Source organism: Allobosea sp. LjRoot9 (assembly GCF_964252745.1).
In the GTDB taxonomy this organism is placed as follows: Bacteria; Pseudomonadota; Alphaproteobacteria; order Rhizobiales; family Beijerinckiaceae; genus Allobosea.
Window position 1 is genome coordinate 1,428,087 of record NZ_CAXUPC020000001.1, and the last position, 15,603, is coordinate 1,443,689.

The 15,603-nt window shown below is 65.7% G+C and carries 14 protein-coding genes and 2 tRNA genes; 3 read left to right on the forward strand and 13 right to left on the reverse strand.

All coding sequences use genetic code 11. The features are described 5' to 3' along the window. Positions 1-15: 15 nt before the first annotated feature. The 5 genes from ACSQ3P_RS06645 to ACSQ3P_RS06665 all read right to left on the reverse strand — a co-directional run bounded on the left by ACSQ3P_RS06645 (position 16) and on the right by ACSQ3P_RS06665 (position 2,222). Positions 16-675 (reverse strand): hypothetical protein, encoded by a 660-nt coding sequence (locus ACSQ3P_RS06645; RefSeq protein WP_436164786.1) that lies wholly within the window; start codon positions 673-675, stop codon positions 16-18. Between the two features lie 374 nt (positions 676-1,049). Then, a tRNA-Arg gene (locus ACSQ3P_RS06650) sits at positions 1,050-1,126 on the reverse strand. A 67-nt stretch (positions 1,127-1,193) separates the two neighbouring features. Next, positions 1,194-1,499: an ETC complex I subunit gene (locus tag ACSQ3P_RS06655; RefSeq protein ID WP_069691335.1), complete on the reverse strand. Its 306-nt coding sequence runs from the start codon at positions 1,497-1,499 to the stop codon at positions 1,194-1,196. Between the two features lie 68 nt (positions 1,500-1,567). Beyond that, a tRNA-Pro gene (locus ACSQ3P_RS06660) sits at positions 1,568-1,644 on the reverse strand. Between the two features lie 101 nt (positions 1,645-1,745). Further along, a complete protein-coding gene (locus ACSQ3P_RS06665) occupies positions 1,746-2,222 on the reverse strand; it encodes a DUF192 domain-containing protein (RefSeq protein ID WP_436164787.1) in 477 nt (158 codons plus the stop codon). Positions 2,223-2,403: 181 nt separating this feature from the next. Here ACSQ3P_RS06665 and ACSQ3P_RS06670 point away from each other — a divergent pair, with 181 nt between their 5' ends. Together ACSQ3P_RS06670 and ACSQ3P_RS06675 are read left to right on the forward strand one after the other, a co-directional pair. Next, complete coding sequence (locus ACSQ3P_RS06670; protein WP_436164788.1) at positions 2,404-4,341, forward strand: hypothetical protein; 1,938 nt, start codon at positions 2,404-2,406, stop codon at positions 4,339-4,341. A gap of 184 nt (positions 4,342-4,525) precedes the next feature. After that, a complete protein-coding gene (locus ACSQ3P_RS06675) occupies positions 4,526-5,143 on the forward strand; it encodes a CatB-related O-acetyltransferase (protein WP_436165174.1) in 618 nt (205 codons plus the stop codon). Here ACSQ3P_RS06675 and ACSQ3P_RS06680 read toward each other — a convergent pair. The 5 genes from ACSQ3P_RS06680 to aspS are packed head-to-tail and all read right to left on the reverse strand — an operon-like array spanning position 5,118 to position 9,585. Further along, positions 5,118-6,134, reverse strand: coding sequence for an acyltransferase family protein (locus ACSQ3P_RS06680; RefSeq protein ID WP_436165175.1), 1,017 nt, complete (start codon positions 6,132-6,134; stop codon positions 5,118-5,120). The two genes, ACSQ3P_RS06675 and ACSQ3P_RS06680, sit on opposite strands and share 26 nt — an antisense overlap. Before the next feature lie 32 nt (positions 6,135-6,166). Beyond that, complete coding sequence (locus tag ACSQ3P_RS06685; RefSeq protein WP_436164789.1) at positions 6,167-7,057, reverse strand: glycosyltransferase family 2 protein; 891 nt, start codon at positions 7,055-7,057, stop codon at positions 6,167-6,169. Positions 7,058-7,100: 43 nt separating this feature from the next. Continuing rightward, entirely contained in the window at positions 7,101-7,418 is a 318-nt protein-coding gene (locus tag ACSQ3P_RS06690) for a hypothetical protein (RefSeq protein WP_436164790.1), read from the reverse strand. 13 nt (positions 7,419-7,431) lie between these two features. Then, a complete protein-coding gene (locus tag ACSQ3P_RS06695) occupies positions 7,432-7,803 on the reverse strand; it encodes a hypothetical protein (RefSeq protein WP_436164791.1) in 372 nt (123 codons plus the stop codon). Between the two features lie 6 nt (positions 7,804-7,809). Continuing rightward, entirely contained in the window at positions 7,810-9,585 is a 1,776-nt protein-coding gene (aspS, locus tag ACSQ3P_RS06700) for an aspartate--tRNA ligase (protein WP_436165176.1), read from the reverse strand. A gap of 141 nt (positions 9,586-9,726) precedes the next feature. Here aspS and rnd point away from each other — a divergent pair, with 141 nt between their 5' ends. Continuing rightward, positions 9,727-10,866 carry a ribonuclease D gene (gene rnd / locus ACSQ3P_RS06705; protein WP_436164792.1) on the forward strand — a complete coding sequence of 380 codons (1,140 nt, stop codon included), beginning with the start codon at positions 9,727-9,729 and terminating at the stop codon, positions 10,864-10,866. 21 nt (positions 10,867-10,887) lie between these two features. Here the strand turns inward: rnd and ppx are convergent, their stop codons facing one another. The 3 genes from ppx to ACSQ3P_RS06720 all read right to left on the reverse strand — a co-directional run bounded on the left by ppx (position 10,888) and on the right by ACSQ3P_RS06720 (position 15,363). Further along, on the reverse strand, positions 10,888-12,405 hold the full coding sequence (gene ppx, locus ACSQ3P_RS06710) for an exopolyphosphatase (protein WP_436164793.1): 1,518 nt from the start codon (positions 12,403-12,405) through the stop codon (positions 10,888-10,890). A 1-nt stretch (position 12,406) separates the two neighbouring features. Next, positions 12,407-14,611 (reverse strand): RNA degradosome polyphosphate kinase, encoded by a 2,205-nt coding sequence (locus tag ACSQ3P_RS06715; protein ID WP_436164794.1) that lies wholly within the window; start codon positions 14,609-14,611, stop codon positions 12,407-12,409. A gap of 149 nt (positions 14,612-14,760) precedes the next feature. Next, on the reverse strand, positions 14,761-15,363 hold the full coding sequence (locus tag ACSQ3P_RS06720; RefSeq protein ID WP_436164795.1) for a TetR/AcrR family transcriptional regulator: 603 nt from the start codon (positions 15,361-15,363) through the stop codon (positions 14,761-14,763). Between the last annotated feature and the right edge of the window lie 240 nt (positions 15,364-15,603).

A 15,603-nucleotide genomic window follows, 5' to 3' on the forward strand; every position in this document is an offset into this window, starting at 1 on the left:
CTTGCGTGGCGCTGCTCAGGACATCAGAAAGGCACGCAGCCGCACGCCTGCCATCACCGGCACCGGCTTGATCCCCCCGACGACACGCTGGAAGCCACGCCCGGCGAGGTTGTTGCCGTGGCCGATCGGCAGCTCGAAGATGAGCACAGAGAAATAGCTGCCGAGCCCGGTCACGAGCGCGTAAATCTGGAAGCCCATGGCGCGCGTGCCCATGGCGGCAGCGATCTCGCCTGGGTTCCAGACGGCTGCGGGGTTGAAAGCAGTCAGGTTTCCCGCCGCGCCCGCTTCCGCTGCAAAGGTCCGCTTCACCTTGGTGCTGGCCGCGAGGTTGTTGTCGATGGTGCCGACATGCGCGATCTTCGCGCCGCCATCCGTCCAGGTCGCAATCAGGCAGCCGCTCATCGGCCCGGTGAGGACGTCGCCACCGGCAAGCGGCATGGTGGTGGTGCGGCCGGCGACATATGAAAGCCAGCGATAGGGGATCGACTGCCCCATCCTCAGGCCCAGCGTATTGGCGTGGAAGCCTGCCAGGATCTGGTCGTCCATCCCGTCATAATTGATCGGGTTCGGCGACACGGGCGGCGTCGGTATCACTGCGCCATTGTTGTCGCTGGTTTGTGAGCGCGGCGGCAACCATTTCAGCCGAACGCCACGGCGCAGATAGTTTTCCAGCATCAACTTGCCCCCCCAGCCGCCCAAGGATAACCGCGCCGCCGAAAACATAACGCAACGTCACCCCAAGCTATGAGCCTCGTGGCGGAGCAACAAGCTTTTTCGCCATGCACTCGGGCAGCAGCCAGGCGCTCGCCAGCGGCGCATCCAACCAGGGGGCAGTCCGCGAAGCTGGCGGACAGAATCCGGACCTCGCACGCGCTTCATGAGACGTGTGCCCTGCTCGACGTCGACACGGCAGTCGAACTCGATAAGACCGGCCTGGCTGGTCGCGTCAGGGGGCGCCTGCTGGGAGCGATGGTGAAACCGAATTGGAAGGCGGCAACCTCCTTCCAACTTTCCGAGGCTGCCGAAATGGCCAAAACCCCGAAGAAATATGGCGAGCCCGGCTGGATTCGAACCAGCGACCAGCAGCTTAGAAGGCTGCTGCTCTATCCATCTGAGCTACGGGCCCGTGGGCTTAGGCGCAAGCGCCCTCGCCTGTCTCGCTCGCGCGCCACGCAGGACGCGGCGCGTATTGATCAGTGCGTCCACTGCCCGACGCGGCTGAACTTGAAATTATCGGCATAGGCCATCGAGCGGCGCTTGGCCTCATGGGGCTGCTCGACCCGGTAGGCGATGCCGTTGCGCGTGGCATAGGCGACGGCTTCCGCCTCGCTGTCGAACCAGAGCTTGAGCTGGCTCTTCATATCGCCAGACGAGGTCCAGCCCATCAGCGGCTCGATCTCGCGCGGACGCTCCGGCTCATATTCCAGCAGCCAGCGATCGGTCTTGGCGGTGCCGGACTGCATCGCAGTGCGGGCGGGGCGGTAAATGCGTGCGGTCATGGTCTCGCTCGGCCGTCACCAGAATTGCCCAGGCCCGCCTATGGCGAACCGTTTCGAAACGAGAAGGCTGGTCGGGGCACCAGGATTCGAACCTGGGACCCTCTGCTCCCAAAGCAGATGCGCTACCGGGCTGCGCTATACCCCGACTGAGCACTCCTCGCGTCGCGGTTGGCTATCACGGCGCGGGCTTGCGCCGCAAGCGAAAGCCAAGAATCAGACGATGACAAGAATCAAGCGATGAACACATCAGCGCTTGAACAAGACATGCTCGACCTTGTCGCCGGGCTTGATGCCGAGCTTCTCGGCGACGCCGCCATTGATCTCCAGCACCGAGAGCACCGGCTCGCCCGAGGGAATCGTGCGGGTCGACATCGGCTCGGTGCGCTCCGCGATGCGCGAGATCGTGCCATTGGCGCGGATGAAAAGCATGTCGAGCGGAATATAGGTGTTCTGCATCCACATCGCGACCGGTTCGGTGCGGGCGAAATCGAACAGCATGCCGCGGTCCTCGGGCATATAGTTGCGGTACATCAGCCCCTTGGCGCGCTGGTCGGGCGTGCGCATGACCTCAACCTGGAAGACATGGCGCGTGCCGCCGCTGACGATGACGAGCTGCTCGAGCCCGGCGGCGGGAGCCGCAGCTTGCGCCAGAGCGGGAGACGGCCCTGCAGCCAGGGCGACCCAGGCAAGGCAAGCAGTAATGAAAGACAAGGCGGCCCGCATGGCTTAGTGCTCCCCGGCTGCGGCAAACGACGCCCTCTCTCGACCCGGGAGATGGCGAATTTCCGACAGATACCGGCGATAGCTCGGAATTGGTCAAGTATTTCGTCACGCACAGCCTGTCGCCCCGCTTCCCTTCGTCGCGGCGTTGCGGCAGGGTCGCGCACCCAAACGGGAGAGTTTCATGATCGCTTTGCCCCTCCAACGGCTGACGAGCTACCGCTGCGCGGCTCTTGCCACCATCCTCATCGCGCTCGCGCAGCAACCGGCCCGGGCCGCTGATTTCCAGATCGACGGGCTGAAGCTCGATTTCGGCGCCGTCGTGATCGCAGTGCCCAAGATCGACGTGAAGGGCTCGGCGCTAGAGCGTGAGGCCTTCGTCTCCCTGTTCAACGGCAGCACAGGCGAAAGCGCCGTCTCCCGGATGAGCAAGCTCAACGCCACCGAGATCAGTGCGCCGGAACTGACCATCGAGCAGGCGATCGGCGACCAGAAGCAGGTCACCCGCTATCGCGATATCCGCTTTTCCGATGTGAAGGACGGCAAGATCGGTCGCGGCACCGCAGCGAGCGGCACGGTTACGGCGACGCTTCCCGCCAGCGCAAGCCCCGCGAAGCCGCCGTCCGCTGGCGGCGCGCTCGGCGACGCAGCCAAGGCCATCGCCAGTGGCGCAAGCACCCGCCCGACGTCCATCAGCGGCCAGCTGCTCCGCACCAGCTTCGAGGCGCTCGACCTGAAGCACATGGCGCGCGTGCTGACCGAGAAGGCGCAACCGGGCGTCACTGAAGCGATGCTGCCGGTATTCGGCCGCTTCGAGCAGGACGGCTACACGCTCGACATGGGTGCGGCCGGCAAGGTCTCGCTCGGCAAGACGACGGGGCGCGGTTTTGCTGCCAGGGTTGGCGACGAGCCGCTCGGCGAGGTGATGACACGGTTCATGGCCATGTCGGAGGCTCAGGCAAAAGCCGCCAAGGAACCCGGAGCCAAGCCGCCTTCGCTGAAGAGCGAGGAAGACCGGCGCATGGGCCTGTCCCTGCTCTCGCTCTACGACAATTTCTCCTATGGCAGCGGCGAGGCGCGCGACATGGCGATGACCATCGTCACGCCGGCGACGTCCAGCGCCAAATCCGAGACCGTCGATATGAAGATCGCGCGGATCGCCTTCGGCGAGGACGCGCCGGCGAAATCAGGCTTCGCCGTCGAGGGCCTGCAATTCGCCGCCGGCGGCGCCAAGGGCCAGATCGATTCGCTGAGCCATTCCGGCTTCGCGATGGGCTCCGTCCTCAGTGAATTGAAGGCGCTGCTCTCCAAGCCCGCTCCCGAGACCGCTCCCGAACTCGACACGATCGATTTCCGCAAATTCATCCCGACCATCGGGACGCTCCGCCTGGACGGGCTTTCGGTCGATGTGCCGCAACCGGGCAAGCCCGGGCAGCCCGCTTTGGCGCCCTTGAAGGTCGGGCTGAAGACCTTCGAGCTGAAGGCCGGCGAACAGCTCAATGGCGTTCCCACCAGCCTGGGCCTGACCATCGACAACCTGCTGGCCCCGGTCACGGAAGCGAGCGGCAATCCGGCCGCGCGCGACCTGATCGCCATGGGCTACCGCATGCTCGACCTTTCGGCCAAGATCGACCTCGCCTGGGAGGCGGCGCGCAGCGAGCTCGCCATCCGCGCGATCTCGTTTGGCGGAGCCGGCATGGGCAAGCTCGAGGCCAAGGGCACGCTGGGCAATGTCACCAAGGATCTGTTCTCGAGCGATCTCGCCCTGGCGCAGGTCGCGGCGCTGGGCGCGACCGCGCGCCTGGTCGAGGCGAAGCTGCTGAATCAGGGCCTGTTCGAGAAGCTGCTCGACAATGAGGCGCGCAAGGCCAAGCGCAAGCCCGAGGATCTGCGCCGGGAATACGCCATGATGGCGAGCCTCGGGCTAGCCGCCATCCTGGGCCCGTCCGACGCCGCCAAGACGCTGACGGCGGCGGTCTCGCGTTTCGTCGCCAAGCCCGGCACGCTCACCGTCCAGGCCAGCGCGAAATCCGGCAGCGGGCTCGGTCTCGCCGATGTGATCACGCTCACGGATCCGACCGAGATCTTCGACAAGATCGATCTCAAAGCCAATGCCGAGTGAGCCAGAGCGTTTTCGAGCGAAGCGGACACCGATTCGCGTGAAGAAAACGCGTTCAAACAAGGGCCTGGAGCAATTGAACGATCCAACCGGATCGGAAACTGCTCCAGGCGGCATTCTGCCGCCAGAAGACGAGGACTGGCGGCCAGGCCCGCTCGCGGCCTGGTGGTCGGGCCTGGCCCCAGTGCTGCGCGGCGCCCTGCGCCGCCACGTCAACCCCGACAACCAGACGCGGCTGCATCTGGCGCGGCTGATCGCGCGGCGGCCCAGCCAGATCGCGGTTGGAGCCTATACCTATGGCCGGCCGAAGGTGCGCTTTCCCGAGAGCGGGGTTCGCCTGCGCATTGGCCGCTACGGTTCGATTGCCGATGGCGTCGAAATCATGCTCGGCGGCAATCACCGGCTCGATTGGGCGACGACCTATCCCTTTCCGGCCCTGCCCCGGCTCTGGCCGGAGGCTGTCGGGATCACCGGCAGCGACACTTCGCGCGGTGATGTCATCATCGGGCACGATGTCTGGCTCGGCTCGCAATGCATGGTGATGTCGGGCGTCACGATCGGCCATGGTGCGGTGGTGGCGGCGCGCGCCGTGGTGACGCGTGACGTGCCCGCCTATGCCATCGTCGCCGGCAATCCGGCGCGGGTGGTCAGGATGCGCTTTGACGATGCGCAGGTCGCAGCGCTCTTGGCGACGCGCTGGTGGGAGCTACCCCGCGACCAGGTCGCCGACCTGCTGCCGCTCCTGATGTCCGGGCAGGTCGAAGACCTCGTGGCCGAGATCAACCGTAGAGCAGGCGACGCTTGAGCCCGAGCGCCGGTCTCTCGACGACGTACCAGCTCGCCGCGGCCAGGAGCAGGGTCAGCAACAAAGAAGGCGCGAGCAGGGTCAGCGCGCCGGCCGCAGGAAACAGCGCATAGAAGACCTGCTGTACCGGCCAGCCATAAAGATAGACGCCATAGGAGACATCGACCGCAGGGGTACTGCGCCAAGCTGTCAGGGCCGGCGCTAGAGCCAGCACGATCACGCCCCAGGCCGTGACCGAAAAGAGCGCGGCCTTGTAGAGCGGCGTTCGCGCCAGCAGCGCGACAAGGACGGCAAGCCCGCAAAGCCCCCATACGGACAGCGGCACGCGCTCGCGCCAGAGATAGATCACACCCCCGGTCACGAAGATCAGCGGCAAGCGCAACCCGGTCTCCACACCCTTGGCGCCATTGGGAGCGATGATCTCGCGCAGGATGACGGCGGCCAGCAGCAGGCCCCAGAGGCAAAGCACCCAGCTGCGCCGACACAACAACCCGGCCAGACCCGCGACAAGGACGCCGAGATAGCAGAGGCATTCATATTTCAGGGTCCAGACCGTCCCCATCGGGAAGGAGAGCGGATTCTGGTCGAAGACGCCTGGTAGCGCTGCCGCGCTCTTGAAGGTGGTCAGCGTGCCCCGGATGAAACGCCAGAGCTGTCCATCCGCGAAATAGGACGCCCAATCGAGGCGTGTCATCACGGTTCCGATGACGAGTGAAACGAACAGGGTGGCCGCGATCAAGCCGGGCACGATCCTGAGCAGGCGAGCCAGCCCATAATCGCGCCAGCCGCGCCGCTCATAGCTCATCGTCACCAGGAAGCCGGAAATGGCGAAGAAGCCGTTGACCGCATGCTCGCCGAGCGTGAAGCCGGTGGCATGCATGAGCGGCTCCTCGTCGACATGGCCCGTCGCCACGCTGAAAGCGTGCGAGACGACCACGGCGAGCGCCATGACGAGGCGCAGAATTCCAAAATTGTTCGAGCCGCAGACCATCCCGTCGCCAACGCAACAGAAACGCGCGGACGTCACGGCCTCGCCTCCAGCCCTTGCCGTGCGAGCGCGCTCGCTCCCTGTAGCCAGGCCAGCGCGCCAGCGACGGAGCCGGCATGCGCAAACATCTTGTCTCGGTTCAGAATGACCCCGTAACCGATTGTTTTAAAGGCATTTTCTATGATCTTGAGCACCCCTGGAGCAGGCAGGCCGTATTTGTTGGCGACATAGCGTTCAGACCAGGCGAGGTGCCAGCGGGCCGTGAGGCGGCGTTGCGGCGAGGGTGCGCTGGAGCGGCCCCGGCCGTGCCGCGCTTCAGCCGCATCGACATGGAGAAGGCTGTGGCCGGCGTCGCGCATGCGGCGGCAGAGGTCGTCATCCTCATAGAACAGGAAGATCGCCGGATCGAAGCCGCCCACCGCCAGGAAGGCGTCGCGGCGAATCAGGAGGCAAGCGCCAGAGAGGAAAGGCAGGCAGGCATCCCCTTCCGGGATAACAGCCTCACCGGGATGATTGAGATAGGGCGGCGACAGCAAGGAGCGAGGCTGCAGGAAGACGCGGCCGGAAGGTTCGACGATGCGCGGCGCGAGCATGCCGGCATCGGGGTAGCGCTCCGCGGCCGCCAGCAGCGCCGCCACCGCGCCGTGCTGCAGCTCGAGATCGGGATTGACGATCAGCACATAGGGCGTCTCGGCTGCGTTGACACCGCGATTATTGGCGCGGCCATAGCCTTCATTCAAGGCGTTGGCGAGCACCCGAGCGCCTTGCGCCTGCGCGATGGCGCGGGTCTCGTCCTGACTGGCGTTGTCGACCACGATCGCCGGCACGCCCTCGCTTGCCAGCGCCGCCAGGCAGGCAGGCAGGACCAGGGCGCTGTCATAGGCGACCACGATGGCTGTGACGGCGTCTGCGAAGGCCTGCGACATGATGGCTGTTTGGCCGCAAGGCGCGGCTGCAGGCAAGCGAAATTCAGCGCCGGGTCAGGAGCGCCAGTTCGCGCTGCACAGCAAGACGCTCCGCCGCGTCGCAGCGGCGCGGCGCCTTGTAGGATTTCACCGCAAGGCTCGCCGAAGTCGAAAGGAAGCGCTGACGGTCTTCCCGCGCGACCCGCACCAGCACGCCTTGGCGGTCCACTTTGAGCCCGCAATCATAGCCGCGCGACACCTGGGCCGCCGCGAATTCGGGCGTACCGGGCAAGGCTGTGATGGTGCCGGTGCAGGCGGCGAGAGCAAGCAGGGACAGCCCCGCAAGGCACGGCTTGGCGCGGCATGACTTGGCGAAGGACATGGGGCAGCCCTGCTCAGAGCGCGTCGAAGCGCCCGGCCCGGACCTGCACCATCCGCTCCTTGAGCGCGGCGCGTTCCTCGGGCGTGCAGGCCTGCGGACGGATGTCCTGGTTGATCGTCTCCGCCTCGGAGACGGTGACATAGGCCGAGCGCGCGCTGGCAATCTGGTCAGGCGTCGCGCCGCGCTCGCGCTCGGAGGCGATGAAGCGCTCCAGCGTGCTGGCGCGCGGGTAGCCTGCCTGGCAGGCGATCGAACGCGAGACCAGGCTGGCCAATTCCGCCCCCCTCCCCGCGCCCGGATTGGCCGAACCCTGGACGCAAGCCCCCAGCGGCAGCGCAAGCAGACAGGCGAGCGCCAGCGGGCGCACGACGACAGAGGCGGGCATCGAGGGTCAGCCGTTCTTTTCGGTGAGGTTCACGCGCAGATGCGCCTCGCGCAGCTGCTTGGGCGAGGCTTCGGACGGCGCACCCATCAGCAGATCGACGGCCTGCTGGTTCATCGGGAACAACGCGACCTCGCGCAGATTCGTCGCGCCCGCGAGCAGCATGATGATGCGGTCGATGCCCGCCGCCATGCCGCCATGGGGCGGTGCTCCGTATTGGAAGGCGCGATACATGCCGCCAAAACGCTCGATCACCGTCTCCTCGCCATAGCCTGCGATCTCGAAGGCCTTCACCATCGCCTCGGGGCGATGGTTGCGGATGCCGCCCGAGGCCAGCTCATAGCCGTTGCAGGCGATGTCGTACTGGAAGGCCTTGATCGCCAGTGGATCGTCATTCTCTAGCGATTCGAGGCCGCCCTGAGGCATCGAGAACGGGTTGTGCGAGAAATCGACCTTCTTGTCGTCCTCGTTGTACTCGTACATCGGGAAATCGACGATCCAGGCGAAGGCAAACGCGTTCTCGTCGATCAAGCCGAGTTCCTGGCCGACCTTGTTACGAGCGTTTCCGGCGAATTTGTAGAACTTGTCGGGGTTGCCGGCGGCGAAGAAGGCCGCGTCGCCATCCTTCAAGCCGAGCGCGACGCGGATCGCCTCGACCCGCTCGGGGCCGATATTGTTGGCGATCGGACCCGCGCCCGCGCCTTCACGCCACATGATGTAGCCCAGCCCCGGCTGCCCTTCCCCCTGCGCCCAGGAGTTCATCCGGTCGCAGAAGGCCCTGGAGCCGCCGGCGGGCGCGGGAATCGCCCAGACCTGGTTCTTCTCATCCTCGAGGATGCGCGCGAAGACCTTGAAGGCCGAGCCGCGGAAATGCGCGGAGACGTCCTGCATCACCAACGGGTTGCGCAGGTCCGGCTTGTCGGAGCCATATTTGCTGATCGCTTCCGCATAGGGGATGCGCGGCCAGTTCTTCGTCACCGACTTGCCGCCGCCGAACTCCTCGAAGACGCCGGCGATCACCGGCTCCATCGTGGCGAAGACGTCTTCCTGCTCGACGAAGCTCATCTCGACGTCGAGCTGGTAGAACTCGCCCGGCAGGCGGTCGGCGCGCGGGTCCTCGTCGCGGAAGCAGGGCGCGATCTGGAAGTAGCGGTCGAAGCCCGCCATCATCAGGAGCTGCTTGTACTGCTGCGGCGCCTGCGGCAGCGCGTAGAACTTGCCGGGATGCAGCCGGCTCGGCACCAGGAAGTCGCGCGCGCCCTCGGGCGAGGACGCCGTCAGGATCGGCGTCTGGAACTCGGAGAAGCCGGAGGTCTTCATCCGGTTGCGCAGCGAGTCGATCACCTTCGTCCGCAACATGATGTTGTTGTGGAGCTTTTCGCGGCGCAGATCGAGGAAGCGGTACTTCAGCCGGGTATCCTCGGGATATTCGAGATCGCCGAAAACCGGCAACGGCAATTCGCCGGAAGCGCCGAGAACCTCGATGCCTGTCGCGAAGACCTCGACAGCGCCGGTTGCGAGATTGGCGTTCTCAGTGCCCGTGAAGCGCGCCTTGACCTTGCCGTCGATGCGGACGACCCATTCCGAGCGCACCGCAGCGGCATCGGCGAAGGCCGGCGAATCCGGATCGATGACCACCTGGGTCATGCCGTAGTGGTCACGCAGATCGATGAACAGCACGCCGCCATGGTCGCGGATGCGGTGGCACCAGCCGGAGAGGCGGACCTGAGCCCCGATGTCGCTCTCGCGAAGGGCGCCGCAGGTGTGGGAACGGTAACGATGCAAGGTCACGGTACTGGTCTCTTCGGAGGTCAAGGCCGTCCGCAACAGGCGCGCGCACGGTTTCGGGGGTAAGCACACGCCGCGGCGCGGATTGTCAAGAACGCCCGCGACATGGCGATACTCTGTCTGCTATGAGCCGACCTCATGAGCCTCATCACAACCACTCAGGATCTGGCCGACGCCTGCGCGCGCCTGGCTACGCATCCCTTCGTCACGGTCGACACCGAGTTCCTGCGGGAGACGACCTATTATCCCAAGCTCTGCCTGATCCAGCTCGCCTCGCCAGACGAGGCCGTGCTGGTCGATCCACTCGCGCCCGGCATCGATCTCGCGCCCTTCCTGACGCTGATGGCCGATGAGGCCGTGGTCAAGGTCTTCCATGCGGCGCGGCAGGATCTCGAGATCGTCTGGATCATCGGCAAGCTGATCCCCAAGCCGCTCTTCGACACGCAGGTCGCCGCCATGGTCTGCGGCTATGGCGACTCGGTCGGCTACGAGCAGCTCGCCAATGACCTCGCCAAAGCGCGGATCGACAAATCCTCGCGCTTCACCGACTGGTCGCGCCGCCCGCTCAGCGACGCCCAATTGGTCTATGCGGAATCAGACGTCACCCATCTGCGCGACATCTACCTCGCGCTCGACGCCGACATCAAAGCCAGCGGCCGCGAGAATTGGGTCGCCGAGGAAATGGCGGTGCTGAACTCGCCTGGCACTTACGAGGTCAAGCCGGAGAACGCCTGGCAGCGCCTGAAGGGCCGGATCCGCAAGCCCAAGGAACTGGCACTGCTGATGGAGCTCGCTGCCTGGCGCGAGCGCGAGGCGCAGAGCCGCGATGTGCCGCGCCAACGCGTGCTCAAGGACGATGCGTTGATGGACATCGTGCAGCGCGGGCCCGTCTCGGTCGAGGCGCTGGCGGAGCTGCGCTCGGTGCCCAACGGCTTCGAGCGCTCGCGCGCCGGCGGCGAGGTGCTGGCGGCGGTCACGCGCGGGCTCGCTCTCGATCCCAAGACCTTGCCCCGGCTGGAGCGGGAGCGCGGCCGCGCTACGAACGGCGCCGTGCTTGATCTGCTCAAGGTGCTGCTCAAGGCGGTCGCGGATGCTGAGCGCGTGGCACCGAAGATCATCGCCTCCTCCGACGATCTGGAAGCCATCTCCTTCGACGATGAGGCCGATGTGCCGGCGCTGAAGGGCTGGCGGCGCGAGGTCTTCGGCGAGAAGGCGATCGCGCTCAAGAACGGCAATCTGGGCCTCCGCATCGTGCGCGGCCGGGTTTCAGTCGCTTAGATCCGGCCCTGGAAGGTCGTGTCAGCCGAGGCTGATCTCGTACTCGCGGCCGAGCAGCTTGGCGAGTTGCTTCAATCGGCCCGTCACGCGCTCGCTCGACAAGGCGTGGAGTTCGCCGGAGAGGCGCAGGACGAGCCGGCTGTCGACACAGGCCAGCGTCGCGCGCGGTAGGATGCCAGGCATTCCGGCCGAGAGCAGATAGCCGACGCGGAAGGCGCTGGCGAGAAGCTGCGAGCGCTCCAGCAGGCGCGGCGTCAGCAACTGCCTCAAGCCGGCGGCAGCGGGAGAATCGCTCTTGGCGCCGGCATAGCGATGGAACACGGTCAGCGCCAGGAAGGCGCGGCCTGCGTGATCGACGCCGCTGAAGGCCGCATGCGCGATCACGTTGAGGCTCTGCTCGCCGCGATAATCGGGATGGGCGCGCCAGCCGATATCGGACAGCAGACAGGCAGCGTCCTGCAGGCGGCGACCAGCGGGATCGTCCGGCAAGCCGGCACTTGCGACCAGGCGCTGCACCCACTCGATCAGATCGGCGGCATGGCGCGGCTCGCGGGCGCGCAACTGGTTGTAGTCCTGTGCGCCGCGCAGCAGCGGGTCGACCCGGCGCTCATCTTCCGGGAGCATGTCGTATAGCAGGCCCTCGCGCACACCGCTCGCCGAGATCACCACCGCGCGAGGGCGGCCGCGCTTGATCAGCAGATCGAGCACGAGCGCGCCATAGGCCAGGAGCGGCCGGCGCGCGGAGGAGACGGCGTCGATCGCTTCCAGCACGGAGGCGTCGGCGCGCTCGACCAGCCGGGCGAAATCGGCAACGTCGCGGGCCGGCACGGTATAACCATGCATGACGCTGAGCGGATAGCCGGACTGGCGCTGGTGCAGGGTCGCAAGCGCTCGCCAGGTGCCGCCGACAGCAAAAAAATCCTTGCCGCGCATCGCCGCCAGTTGCGGGTGATGGTCGAGCTGTTCGCGAACGATCTTCTCGGCCAGCTTGATCTGGCCCTTCGCCTTGTCCATCAGCGCGAGGCCGCCAATCGGCAGGCTGATGCCGGGTCCGACGCGGTCGCCATCGACCCCGACAAGTTCCAGCGAGCCGCCGCCGAGATCGCCGGCGACGCCATGCGGCTCGGCGAATCCGGAAATCACGCCAAGCCCGGAGAGATAAGCCTCACGACCGCCGGAGATCAGTTCAATCCGCTGGCCGATCGCCTGCTCCGCCTTGGCGAGGAAGGCAGGCCCATTGGCGGCCTCACGCGCGGCCGCGGTGGCGATGACGCGGATCTCGCCGACCTGCATCGCTTCGCAAAGGATGCGGAAGCGCAGCAGCGCCTCGAGCGCACGCTCCATCGCATCCTCGGCCAACCGGCCGGTGGTGGCGACCTGCCGGCCGAGCCCCGCCATTTCCTTCTCGTTGAAGACCTGGGCGGGCGAGCGCGCCAGCATCTCGTAGACGACGAGACGAACCGAGTTCGAACCGATGTCGATGATGGCGATCGTCTCGCCAAGGCTCAACCGCCCCGCAACGAGGCCCATGCCGGTCATCTCAGCTCTTCTTGGCCGCCCGCTTGGGGAGGCTCCTGGGGCTGGAGTTGGAGAGCGATTTTCCACGTCCGGACAGGCTCGGATTGGTCATGAAATATTTATGGGCGTTGAACGACTCGTCGCCCGGCGCCGGGACAATGCGTTGCGAACCGCCATCGGGCAAGATCGTCCAGCTCTGTTCATTGTCGAGGAAATTGGCCTGCATGATCTGTTCGAGCAACTGCTGGTGCACCGTGGCGTTCAGAATCGGCGTCAGCGCCTCGACGCGACGGTCGAGATTGCGCGGCATCAGATCGGCCGAGGAGATATAGAGCTTGGCCTTGGCCGAAGGCAGGCCGTGGCCTGCCCCGAAGGCGTAGACCCGGGTGTGCTCCAGGAAGCGGCCGACGATCGACTTGACGCGGATGTTCTCGGACAGCCCGGGAACGCCGGGCCTCAGGCAGCAGATACCGCGCACGACGAAGTCGATCTCGACCCCGGCCTGGCTCGCATCATAGAGCGCGTCGATGATCTCGGGATCGACCAGCGAATTGCACTTGCCCCAGATCGCGCCCTTGCGGCCGGCCTTCACATGGGCGACCTCCTCGGCGATGTCGGAGAGCAGGCGCTGCTTCAGCCCCACCGGCGAAACCGACATCTTCTCCAACTCGGCCGGCTCGGCATAGCCGGTGATGAAGTTGAAGATGCGCGCGACATCCTGCGACATCACCGGGTCGGCGGTGAAGAAGGATACGTCGGTGTAGATGCGCGCCGTGATCGGGTGGTAGTTGCCGGTTGCGATATGGCAATAGGTCACGAGCTGGCCGGACTCGCGGCGCACCACCATCGACAGCTTGGCGTGGGTCTTGAGCTCGATGAAGCCGTAAACGACCTGGACGCCGGCGCGCTCCAGATCCTTGGCCCAGCGGATATTGGCCTCCTCGTCGAAGCGCGCCTTGAGCTCGACCAGGGCGGTCACTGATTTGCCGGCCTCCGCCGCTTCGGCCAGAGCATGCACGATCGGGGAGTTCGACGAGGTGCGATAGAGCGTCTGCTTGATCGCGACCACGCTGGGATCGCGCGCCGCCTGCTGCAGGAACTGCACGACGACGTCGAAGCTCTCATAGGGATGGTGGACGATCAGGTCTTTCTGGCGGATCGCGGCGAAGCAGTCGCCGGCATGTTCGCGGATGCGCTCGGGGAAGCGGGCATTGTAGGGCTTGAACTTGAGATCGGAGCGGTCGACGCCGACGAGCTGCGAGAGTTCGTTGAGGCCGATCATGCCGGCGACATCGACGATCTCGTCGGCGTCGACCTTGAGCTCGCGCACGATCAGCTTGCGCAGATGCGCCGGCATGCCGGTCGAAACCTCGAGCCGAATGACGACGCCGCGCCGACGCAGCTTCAGCATCGTCTCGAAGACGCGCACCAGATCCTCGGCCTCCTCCTCGATGTCGAGATCGGTGTCGCGGATGACGCGGAACGAGCCGGTGCCCTTGACGTCATAACCCGGGAAGAGCTTGCCGATGAAGAGCGAGACCGCATCCTCCAGCGTGATGAAGCGGTGCAGGCCTTCGCGCCCCAGATCCGGCAATTCGATGAAGCGGTCCATCTTGATCGGCACGCGGATCAGCGCATCGAGCTGGCGCCCGTCGCTGATTCTCTCCAGTGCCAGCGCCAGCGTGAAGCCGAGATTGGGGATGAAGGGGAACGGGTGCGCCGGGTCGATCGCCAGCGGCGTCAGCACCGGAAAGATGTAGTGGAGGAAATAATCCTCCAGCCAGACCCGCTCCGGCCTGCCGACCTCGCTCGGCCCGAGCAGGTGAATCTTGTTCTCATGCAGGTCGCGCTTCAGCTCGACCCAGCGCGCCTGCTGGTCGTCCGTCAGCGCCGAGACCGCCTTGCCCAGTTCTGCAAGCTGCTCGGCCGGCGTCAGGCCGTCTTGGCTGCGCGTGACCACGCCGGCCTTGAGCTGTTCACGCAGGCCCGAGACGCGGACCATGAAAAATTCATCGAGGTTGGCGGCCGAGATCGAGAGGAAGCGCAGCTGCTCCAGCAGGGGGTGATTGCGGTTCGAGGCCTCTTCCATGACGCGGCGGTTGAACTGCAGCCAGGACAGCTCGCGGTTCATGAAGCGGGCGGGCGATTGCCGCAGCGGGGTATCAGCGCCGAGGGCGTCAATGGCGGGGATGTCGAGGTCCATGATTTCTGCCGTTTGCGCGTTCATCTGCTTCGCTTTTGCCTCCGCCGCCGCGTGCCGCGTTAGTCTCGCCGCGTCAGTTCCGCCGCTTCGATCCCGTCCGCTCTTGAAGCCACCCTAGCGTGACGCTTCGATGACATTCGATCCCGGCCTTCATGTCCATCGCACCTGCCGGATCACGGTTCGGGACGCGACCGCTCCTTGACCAGCCCGTCCACGAACAGATCGAGCACTTTGGCCATGGTTCCTTCGATGTCCGCATCCGCGACCTGCCAACTCGGGAAATGGCCATCGACCAGCATGCGCGCCAGACCATACACCAACGCACGCGCCGCGATCTGGATCAGGTGCCGGTCCTTGCAACGCAGAAGCCCGCGTTGCGCCGCCTCCTGCAACAGGGCTTCGATCTGAGCCTGGATTTCGGCGTTCTCCCGGCCCAGCGACGGCGATCCGTCGAAATCGATCGAGCGCCGTGACGAGATGATTTCGAAATGGGTCGGATTGCGTCTGGCCCAATCGAGATAAGCCCGCCCGATGGCGCGTATGCGCAGCATCGGATCATCATCCACCTCCTGCGCCAGCGCCAGCACGATCTCGGCCCTGAAGCGCCGCATCGCCTCCTCGGCCACCGCCGTCATCAGCGTCATCTTGTCCGGGAAGTGGCGGAACGGAGCTGCCGGCGAGACCCCGGCCAATCGCGCCGCCGCCCGGACACTCACCGCAGAGAGGCCCCCCTCCTCAGCCAGCTTGAGCGCCTGCTCGACGAGCTCCTCGCGCAAATTGCCGTGATGATAGGCCGGACTGCCCTCGCCCGCCTCGCGGTCTCCGGTCCGAGTCGGTTTCACAGTGCTCATGGATCGAAGCTAGTGCACGTTCCGGCAAAGGAGGAAACCTGCCAGCAAAGGAGGAAACCCGTTCCGAAGGCGCTGAACGCGAGCTTCTTCGCATTGCAAATCAGGCTAAGCGTCCTCGCATCACAATCATGTAATCATCGATTACATTTATTGCCTGCAGTGGCC

Excerpts from the sequence above, each read along its gene's own strand:
- ACSQ3P_RS06715 (WP_436164794.1), bottom strand. The coding sequence starts at position 14,611 with ATGAACGCGCAAACGGCAGAAATCATGGACCTCGACATCCCCGCCATT.
- ACSQ3P_RS06695 (WP_436164791.1), bottom strand. The coding sequence starts at position 7,803 with ATGCCCGCCTCTGTCGTCGTGCGCCCGCTGGCGCTCGCCTGTCTGCTT.
- ppx (WP_436164793.1), bottom strand. The coding sequence starts at position 12,405 with ATGACCGGCATGGGCCTCGTTGCGGGGCGGTTGAGCCTTGGCGAGACG.
- ACSQ3P_RS06655 (WP_069691335.1), bottom strand. The coding sequence starts at position 1,499 with ATGACCGCACGCATTTACCGCCCCGCCCGCACTGCGATGCAGTCCGGC.
- ACSQ3P_RS06645 (WP_436164786.1), bottom strand. The coding sequence starts at position 675 with ATGCTGGAAAACTATCTGCGCCGTGGCGTTCGGCTGAAATGGTTGCCG.
- ACSQ3P_RS06680 (WP_436165175.1), bottom strand. The coding sequence starts at position 6,134 with ATGGTCTGCGGCTCGAACAATTTTGGAATTCTGCGCCTCGTCATGGCG.
- ACSQ3P_RS06670 (WP_436164788.1), top strand. The coding sequence starts at position 2,404 with ATGATCGCTTTGCCCCTCCAACGGCTGACGAGCTACCGCTGCGCGGCT.
- ACSQ3P_RS06690 (WP_436164790.1), bottom strand. The coding sequence starts at position 7,418 with ATGTCCTTCGCCAAGTCATGCCGCGCCAAGCCGTGCCTTGCGGGGCTG.
- ACSQ3P_RS06685 (WP_436164789.1), bottom strand. The coding sequence starts at position 7,057 with ATGTCGCAGGCCTTCGCAGACGCCGTCACAGCCATCGTGGTCGCCTAT.
- rnd (WP_436164792.1), top strand. The coding sequence starts at position 9,727 with ATGAGCCTCATCACAACCACTCAGGATCTGGCCGACGCCTGCGCGCGC.
- ACSQ3P_RS06665 (WP_436164787.1), bottom strand. The coding sequence starts at position 2,222 with ATGCGGGCCGCCTTGTCTTTCATTACTGCTTGCCTTGCCTGGGTCGCC.